At 67.7% G+C, this 2,205-nt stretch carries 1 protein-coding gene; it reads right to left on the bottom strand.

Going from position 1 to position 2,205, the window contains the following annotated elements; all coding sequences use genetic code 11:
* Positions 1-2,178 (bottom strand): condensation domain-containing protein (locus ACWDUM_RS28205; protein WP_450136532.1); only part of this gene is annotated, 2,178 nt, incomplete at its 3' end.
* Between the last annotated feature and the right edge of the window lie 27 nt (positions 2,179-2,205).

Here is a 2,205-nt window from a genome sequence, read left to right as displayed (position 1 = left end):
CGCATAAGAGACCGTCTCGCCCTCGAACACCAACGCCGGCGCATCCGGCGTCCGCGCCACCTGCGCATCGAACAACTCCACCAGGGACACATCCGACACCGACTCGCCTGTGGAATTCCACTCCCCGAGCAGCCGACCCGACTCCACATCGTCGAGCAACTCGATGTCCCCGACCACCACCTGCGGATCGGCGACGACCGCCTCGAGCACCCGCACGAACCGATCGACGATCGCCTGCGCAGTCTGCTCGTCGAACAGTGCCGTCGCGTACGTCAGCACCGTCGACAGGCCCTCCAGTTCCCCGTCCGCGGAGCGGAGGTCGGTCACCATCAGGTGCAGGTCGAACTGCGAGACCTCGACGTCGAACTCGACCGGTGCGATCTCGAGATCCGGCAGTGCGAACTCGCTGACCGCCATGTTGTGGAACGAGAAGCCGACCTGGCACAGCGGGTGCCGGGCCGTGGACCGCGTCGGGTTGAGCACCTCGACCAGCCGCTCGAACGGCACGTCGGCGTTGCCGAAGGCACCGAGATCGGTTTCGCGGACCTGTCCCAGCAGATCGGTGAACGGCATCGACGGGTCGACCTGCGTCCGGAACACGAGGGTGTTGACGAACATGCCGATCAGGTCTTCGACCGCCGCCTCGTCCCGGCCGGCGAACGGGGTGCCGACCGCGATGTCCTCGGTGCCGGACAACCTCGCCAACAGCACCGCGAATGCCGCGTGCACCGCCATGAACACGGTGGCGCTCCGGTGTCGGGCCAGCTCGTCGAGAGCCCGGTGCAGGTCGGCACCGATCTCCACGCTCACCTTGCCGCCGTGGTACGACTGCACCGCGGGACGCGGCCGGTCCGTCGGCAGGTCCAGCTGATCCGGCAGTCCGGCCAGCGCCGACTTCCAGTACTCGAGCTGCTGATGGATCAGCGAATCCGGGTCGGATTCCGAGCCGAGCACACGACGCTGCCACAGCGCGTAATCCGCGTACTGGATCGACAGCGGTGCCCACTGAGGTGCGGACCCCGCGGTACGCGCGAGATAGGCCGTCATCAGATCGCGGGTCAGCGGCGCGACCGAGTAGCCGTCCCCGGAGATGTGGTGAATGGCGATGACGAGGACGTGTTCGTCTTCGCCGACCCGATACAGCCGCACCCGCAGCGGTACCGCCTCGGTGACGTCGAAGCCGTCCGACAGGAACTCTCCGACCACCGCCAGCACGTCCTCCGCAGCCAGCGGAACCGGAGTCAGGTCCGGAACCGACTGGTCTGCAGAAAGAATGACCTGGACCGGACCGTCCTCGGTGTCCGGATAGACCGTGCGGAGCACCTCGTGCCGGGCGACGAGGTCGCCGACCGCGGCACCGAGGACCTCGAGATCGAGCCTGCCACGCAGCCGCAACGCGATCGGGATGTTGTAGGCCGCGGAGGCCGGGTCGAACTGGTTGAGGAACCACATCCGCTGTTGGGCCAGCGACAGCGGGACCGGGCGCTCCGAACGCGGCATCGCGACGAGTGCCTCGCGACTGCCGGCCCCGCGGGCGCGCTCGACCCTGGCGGCGAGACCGGCCACCGTCGACGCGTCGAACAGGTCGCGGACCGAGACCCGGCCGTCGACTCGTGCGGACAGCATCGACACCACCCGCATCGCGATCAGCGAGTTGCCACCGAGTTCGAAGAAGTCGTCGTCGAGTCCGACCTGCCCGGCACCGAGCACCTCGACGAACACATCGGCGACGGTCTGCTCGATCGGAGTCGTCGGGGCCCTGAAGGCGCGGGCCTCGAACACCGGCGCCGGCAACTTCTTCCGATCCAACTTCCCACTGGTGTTGAGCGGGAACTCTTCCAGCACCATCACCGTCGACGGCACCATGTACGCCGGCAGTGCATCCGACACCGCGGTCCGCAGGTCACCGCCGGCCAGGTCGACACCTACCGCAGGTACCACGTATCCCACCAACCGGTCACCGGTCGACCCGCGGGAGTCGAGCACCACCACGGCCTGCGAGACCCCGTCGACACGCTCGAGCGCCGACTCGATCTCCCCCAACTCGATCCGCTGACCACGCAACTTCACCTGGAAATCGGTACGCCCCAAGTACTCCAGCTGCCCATCTGCACGCCACCGCGCGAGGTCACCGGTCCGGTACATCACCGAACCACCATCGTCGAACGGATTCGCCACGAACCGCTCCGCAGTCCGATCCGACCG

It is taken from the genome of Rhodococcus sp. NPDC003322, assembly GCF_053589555.1.
Note: the sequence above shows the minus strand (reverse complement) of the source record. Positions and strands in the feature narration are given on the sequence as shown.